Source organism: Jatrophihabitans sp. (assembly GCF_051960575.1).
In the GTDB taxonomy this organism is placed as follows: Bacteria; Actinomycetota; Actinomycetes; order Mycobacteriales; family Jatrophihabitantaceae; genus JBQCEE01.
Genome location: NZ_JBQCEE010000182.1, coordinates 1 through 6278, shown reverse-complemented (window position 1 = coordinate 6278; position 6278 = coordinate 1). Strand labels below are relative to the sequence as shown.

The 6278-nt window shown below is 72.1% G+C and carries 4 protein-coding genes, 1 tRNA gene and 1 pseudogene; 2 read left to right on the top strand and 4 right to left on the bottom strand.

Annotated elements, in window-relative coordinates:
• Window positions 1-157 precede the first annotated feature (157 nt).
• Window positions 158-1921 (top strand): annotated as a pseudogene (locus ACTHMS_RS10505) (CocE/NonD family hydrolase).
• Between the two features lie 81 nt (window positions 1922-2002).
• Here ACTHMS_RS10505 and ACTHMS_RS10500 read toward each other — a convergent pair.
• The 3 genes from ACTHMS_RS10500 to ACTHMS_RS10490 form a co-directional block, all read right to left on the bottom strand.
• Window positions 2003-2983 (bottom strand): ribose-phosphate diphosphokinase, encoded by a 981-nt coding sequence (locus ACTHMS_RS10500; protein WP_440306609.1) that lies wholly within the window; start codon window positions 2981-2983, stop codon window positions 2003-2005.
• A complete protein-coding gene (gene glmU, locus ACTHMS_RS10495) occupies window positions 2983-4410 on the bottom strand; it encodes a bifunctional UDP-N-acetylglucosamine diphosphorylase/glucosamine-1-phosphate N-acetyltransferase GlmU (RefSeq protein ID WP_440306608.1) in 1428 nt (475 codons plus the stop codon). The genes ACTHMS_RS10500 and glmU overlap by 1 nt, the downstream gene beginning before the upstream one ends.
• A 43-nt stretch (window positions 4411-4453) precedes the next feature.
• Window positions 4454-4526, bottom strand: a tRNA-Gln gene (locus tag ACTHMS_RS10490).
• Window positions 4527-4679: 153 nt separating this feature from the next.
• Between ACTHMS_RS10490 and ACTHMS_RS10485 the strand changes: the two genes are divergently transcribed.
• Window positions 4680-5630: an acyl-CoA desaturase gene (locus ACTHMS_RS10485; RefSeq protein ID WP_440306607.1), complete on the top strand. Its 951-nt coding sequence runs from the start codon at window positions 4680-4682 to the stop codon at window positions 5628-5630.
• A 96-nt stretch (window positions 5631-5726) separates the two neighbouring features.
• On the opposite strand, the gene ACTHMS_RS10480 is transcribed toward ACTHMS_RS10485, so the two are convergent.
• Window positions 5727-6278: kynureninase/PvdN C-terminal domain-containing protein (locus tag ACTHMS_RS10480; protein WP_440306606.1), on the bottom strand; the 552-nt coding region annotated here is incomplete at its 5' end.

The window sequence follows — 6278 nt, the reverse complement described above, 5'->3', positions numbered from 1 at the left end:
GCTCGCCGCGTCGCCCGCCCTGACCGACGGTGGCGCGGGCGCCGCGACGACCGACCCGCTCGCCGTGGCGATCGCCGCGAGCGCCGCGCCGGGGCACCACTGGAGCGACCCGGGCCCGATCTACGGCGTCGCCTCGCAGCAGGAGGTGCCCATCCGGATGGCCGACGGCACGATCCTGCGCGCGACCGTCGACACGCCCACCGACCTCGCCACCGGCAAGTCCGCCGCCGGCCGCTTCCCGGTGCTGCTGACGCAGTCGCCGTACGGGCGCAACGTCATCGGGATCGACCCCTGGTTCGTCCAGCGCGGGTACATCGACGTCGCGGTCGACGTGCGCGGCACCGGGTCGTCCGGCGGCACGTTCAGCCTCTTCGACCCGCAGCAGGTCAGGGACAGCGTGGCCGTGGTGAACTGGGCGGCGAAGCTGCCGCACTCGAGCGGGAAGGTCGGGCTGCACGGCGCCTCGTACCTCGGCATCACCCAGCTGCTCACCGCCGGCGCGGTCGGGCCGAACTCGCCGGTGAAGGCGATCTTCCCGATCGTGTCCGCGAACGAGGTCTACCGCGACACCGCGTTCATGGGCGGCATCCCCGGCGGCGAGTTCGACGTCGCCTACCTCGGCGGCCTGCTGCCGGCGGTGAACCTGCTGAACCCGGTCGTCGGCCTGCTGCAGGACCCGACCGACCTGCAGTCGCGGCTGCAGGTGCTGCTGCAGCACGCGCAGAACACCGGCGACTACAACGCGGCGTTCCTGCTCAAGACCTACCTCGGCGGCCCCGACTCGTTCGACACGCAGACCTGGAAGCAGCAGTCACCGACGACGGTGCTCGACAAGGTCGTCGCGAACCACATCCCGGCCTACCTCGTCGGCGGCGAGTACGACCTGTTCCAGCGCGGCGAGCCGCTGTACTACGCGGTTCTGCAGAACGCGTGGGCGGGACGGTCGTCGACGGCGCCGATGACCGCGACCCAGCCGGTGACCGGCCGCTACCAGCTGCTCGACGGCCCGTACACGCACCTCGTCGGGTCGACCGACCCGGGCCTGCAGCCGCTCGAACTCGAGTGGTTCGACACCTGGCTCAAGGGCAAGGACACCGGCATGGCGACGACGCGCACGCCGCTGCACTAGTACGACCTCGGACGCAAGGCGTACGCGAACACGACGGCCTACCCGCTCGTCGGTGCCAGACCCACGACGATGTACCTCTCCGGCGCCCGCAGCGGCAGCGGCGCGTTCTCGACCAACGACGGGTCGCTCTCGACGACCGCCCCGACCGCGGCCACCGGCTCGGACACCGAGGCCTGGGCGCCGGTCGGCTCGTCCATCTGCGACCGCTCGTCCGACCAGTGGATCATGGGCGCCTTCACCCTCGTGCTCGACAACCTCGCGCTGCCGACACCGTGCTTCCAGGACGATCGCCCCGGCCAGGTCGGCCCGACCGCGCTGACCTACACGACGCCGGCGTTCACGCGGGCCCGCACGCTCGCCGGGCCGATCGCCGCGACGATCTACGCCACCGCGACGACCGCCGAGACCGAGTGGGTGGTGAACGTCGAGGACGTCGCCCCGGACGGCACCTCCAAGCCGCTCACCCAGGGCGCCCTGCTCGGCTCGCTGCGCTCGGTCGACGCGTCGAGGTCGTGGACGGTCGGCGGGAAGACCGTGCTGCCGTACCACCCGTACACGGCGGCGTCCGCGCGGCCGGTCGTCCCGGGCGCCGTGACCCGCTACGACGTCGAGGTCTGCCCGACGTACGCGACGATCGCGCCGGGTCACCGCATCCGGATCACGCTGAACACGACCGACTTCCCGCACCTGATGCCCACCCCGGCCCAGCTGCAGCGGCTCGCCGGCGGCGTCTACCAGGTGCAGCGCACCGCCTCGCACCCCTCGTCCGTCACCCTGCCGTTGATCGGCTAGGTGCCCGGGGGGACGCGAAACCCCCCGCTCTGGCCCGTTTCCGAGCCGGAATTTGGGCCACAGCGGGGGGTTCCCGCTGTCTCAGCTGCGCCCGTCGAACAGCGACGTGACCGAGCCGTCCTCGAAGACCTCCTTGATCGCCTTGCCGAGCAGCGGGGCGATCGAGAGGACGGTGAGCTTGTCGAACTCCTGCTCGGGACGGATCGGCAGGGTGTTCGTGACGATGACCTCGTGGATGCGGCTGTTCTTGAGCCGGTCGGTGGCCGGGGCCGAGAGCACGCCGTGCGTGGCGGCGACGACCACCTCGGCGGCACCGGAGGCGAAGAGCAGGTCGGCGGCCTTCGTGATCGAGCCGCCGGTGTCGATCATGTCGTCGATCAGCAGGCAGAACCGGCCGGCGATGTCACCGACGATGCGGTTCGCGACGACCTGATTGGCCGAGTCGATGTCGCGGGTCTTGTGCACGAACGCGATGTCGCGGCCGCCGAGGGCGTCGGCCCACTGCTCGGCGGTGCGCACGCGGCCGGTGTCGGGCGAGACGATGACGAGGTCCTCGTCGCCCCACTTCGTCTGGACGTAGTCGCTCAGCAGCGGCATGGCGAAGAGGTGGTCGACGGGCCCGTCGAAGAAACCCTGGATCTGCGCGGTGTGCAGGTCGACGGTCATCAGCCGGTTGGCGCCCGCGGTCTTGAACAGGTCGGCGATGAGGCGGGCCGAGATCGGCTCGCGGCCGCGGTGCTTCTTGTCCTGCCGGGCGTAGGGGTAGAACGGCGCGACGACGGTGATGCGCTTCGCCGACGCGCGCTTGAGGGCGTCGACGAGGATCAGCGACTCCATCACCCACTGGTTGATCGGGGTGGTGCAGGCCTGGATGACGAAGGCGTCGGTGCCGCGCACCGACTCGTCCGGGCGGATGAACAGCTCGCCGTTGGCGAACTCGCGCCGCGTCGTGCCGGTGACCGTCACGCCGATCTCGCGGCCGATCTCTTCCGCCAGCTCGGGGAACGCGCCGCCGGAGAGCAGCACCAGGTGCTTGTGGGCGTCGATGTGCAGCGTCGACATCAGGTCTCACCTTCGGTCTGCTCGGTCGGCTCGTTCGCTCGCGCCGCCGCGTCGGCGGCGGCGGTGCCGGCCCGGGTGCGCTGCACCCAGCCTGACACGTTCCGCTGGTTCGCGCGGGCCACTCCCAGCGCACCCGCCGGGACGTCCTTGGTGATGACCGACCCGGCGGCGGTGTAGGCGCCGTCGCCGACGGACACCGGCGCCACGAGCATGGTGTCCGAGCCGATGCGCACGTGGTCGCCGACGGTGGTGCGGTGCTTGGCGACGCCGTCGTAGTTGACGAAGACCGTCGCCGCGCCGATGTTCGAACCCTCGCCGATCTCGGCGTCGCCGACGTAGCTGAGATGCGGCACCTTCGAGCCGGTGCCGACGCTGCTGTTCTTGATCTCGACGTAGGTGCCGACGTGCGCGTCGTCGCCGAGCACCGTGCCGGGACGCAGGTAGGCGAACGGCCCGACGGTGACCCGCGCGCCGACGCGCGCCTGCTTGGCGACCACGCGGTCGAGGGCGGCCCCGGCGCCGACGACGGTGTCGGTGAGCGAGCACTGCGGCCCGACGACGGCGCCCGCTGCGATGTGCGTCGTGCCGTGCAGGTCGACGGACGGCAGCAGGGTCGCGTCCGGCTCGATGGTCACGCCGGCGTCGACCCAGGTGGTGACCGGGTCGACGACGGTGACGCCGGCGCGCATGTGCTGCTCGAGCAGGCGGTCGTTGTAGACGCGGTGGGCGGCGGCGAGCTGGACGCGGTCGTTCACGCCCGCGGTCTCGTCGGCGGGCACGACCGCGGCACCGACCCGCCGGCCCTCGGCGACGAAGATCCCGATGACGTCGGGCAGGTACTCCTCGCCCTGGGCGTTGTCGGTCGAGAGCCGGGTGATCGCGTCGCGCAGCGCGGCCGCGTCGAAGACGTAGACACCGGACGCGACCTCCCGCACCGCTCGCTCGTCGGCCGTCGCGTCCTTGTGCTCGACGATGCGCCGGACGTCGCCGTCGTCGCCGCGGAGCACCCGGCCGTACCCGGTCGGGTCGGCGAGCTCGCTGGTCAGCATCGTCGCGGCCGCCCCGAGCCGGTCGTGCGCATCGACCAGGGCCCGCAGCGTCGAGGCCTGCAGCAGGGGCGCGTCGCCCGGCAGCACGACCACGGTGCGGGCGTCGTCGGGTACGGCGGCCAGCGCCAGGCGCACCGCGTGCCCGGTGCCGTGCTGCTCGGCCTGCACGACAGGCACGGCGGCCGGCGCGATGTCGGACAGGTGGGCGGTGACCTCGTCGCGGCGGTGGCCGACGACCACGACGGTGGCGCCCGCGTCGAGGTCGGCGGTGGCGGCGAGCGCGTGGCCCAGCAGCGATCGTCCGGCGAATCCGTGCAGCACCTTGGGCAGCGCGGCCGACCGCATGCGGGTGCCCTCACCGGCCGCCAGGACGACCACCGCACACTCGCCGGGCACACTGCCCCTTCCGCCGACACCAACGCTGGGGGACTCGGACTCGAACCGAGACTGCAAGGCTCCAAAGGCCTGCGGGCTGCCGATTACCCCATCCCCCACCAGAGCCGGGGTCAGCCTATGTCACGACGGCGCGCCGTCGAGTCCGGCCCAGGGACGGATTGGGCGGATCGGGCAGCGGTGGTTACGCTCCCGTAGCAAGCACGGTGACGCCGAACACGGGGCGGACGCCGATCAGGGTTCAGGAGTACTGCATGTCGTTGGTGGATGACCGCCCGACCGACCGGCCGGCGGCCGGCACCAAGCCCGTCTTCGAGGGCCGCAAGCGTCCCGGTGAGCAGCTCATGCTCTACACCTTCGTGATCGTGCCGTTCCTGGCGATCATCGCGGCCGTGCCGGTGGCCTGGGGCTGGGGCATGAGCTGGCTCGACGTCGCCCTGCTGGTGGTCTTCTACTTCCTCGGCGTCGGCGGGGTCACCGTCGGCTTCCACCGGCTCTTCACCCACAAGTCGTTCAAGGCGGCGCGGCCGCTGCGCGCGGTGCTCGCCCTCGCCGGCAGCCTGGCGATCGAGGGCCCGGTGATCCGCTGGGTCGCCGACCACCGCCGCCACCACGCCTACAGCGACCGCGAGGGCGACCCGCATTCGCCGTGGCGCTACGGCACGTCGGCGGGCGCGCTGGCCAAGGGCTTCTGGTTCGCCCACATCGGCTGGCTGTTCGACGAGGAGCACACCAACCGCGAGAAGTACGCGCCCGACCTGCTGGCCGACCGGCCGATCCGGGTGATCTCGTCGCTGTTCTGGCTCTGGGTCATCGTGTCGCTCGGCCTGCCCGCGCTCATCGGCGGCCTGGTCACCATGTCGTGGACGGGCGCGCTCTCGGCCTTCTTCTGGGGCTCGCTCGTGCGGATCTTCCTGATCCACCACGTCACCTGGTCGATCAACTCGGTCTGCCACATGGTGGGGAAGCGTCCGTTCGCCTCGCGCGACAAGGCCGCCAACTTCTGGCCGCTCGCGATCCTCAGCATGGGCGAGAGCTGGCACAACATGCACCACGCCGACCCGACCGCCGCCCGCCACGGCGTGCTGCGCGGCCAGCTCGACATCTCGGCCCGCATCATCTGGGCCTTCGAGAAGCTGGGCTGGGCCACCGACGTGCGCTGGCCCAAGGCCGACCGGCTCGAGAAGCTGCGCGCGACCGCCTGACCGCGCCCCTCACCGCGATGATCTCGGGAAAGCCCGCGCCCTCACCGCGATGATCTCGGGGAAACCCCGGCTCCAGCCGGGGTCTTCCCGAGATCATCAGGTGACGGGGGCGCGCTGGGCGTAGGCCGGGTCGCGCCAGGCCTCGGTGGCGAGCACGTCGGCGAGCGCCTCGCACGCGTCCCAGACGTCGGCGAAGCGCAGGTAGAGCGGCGCGAACCCGAGCCGCAGCAGGTCGGGCGCGCGGAAGTCGCCGATGACCCCGCGCGCGATAAGCGCCTGGGTCACCTCGTAGGCGTGCGGCAGGCGCAGCGCCACCTGCGACCCTCGCCGCGCCGGCGTCACGACCTCGACCTCCGGCAGTCGATCCCGGACGAAGCCGAGCAGCAGGTCCGTGAGGGCGAGCGACTTCGCGCGCACCTGCTCGATGGTCACGTCGTCGAAGACGTCGAGCGCGGCGTCCAGCGCGATCATCGACAGCAGCGGCGGCGTGCCGATGCGGGCGCGTCCGATCCCGCCCGCCGGCGTGTACGTGGGCTCGAGCGCGAACGGCGCCGAGTGGCCGAGCCAGCCGGTGAGCGGCAGGTCGGCGGCGGCCTGCAGGCGGTGTGGCACGTAGACCCATGCGGGCGCGCCCGGGCCGCCGTTGAG

Excerpts from the sequence above, each read along its gene's own strand:
- ACTHMS_RS10500 (WP_440306609.1), bottom strand. The coding sequence starts at position 2,983 with ATGTCGACGCTGCACATCGACGCCCACAAGCACCTGGTGCTGCTCTCC.
- ACTHMS_RS10485 (WP_440306607.1), top strand. The coding sequence starts at position 4,680 with ATGTCGTTGGTGGATGACCGCCCGACCGACCGGCCGGCGGCCGGCACC.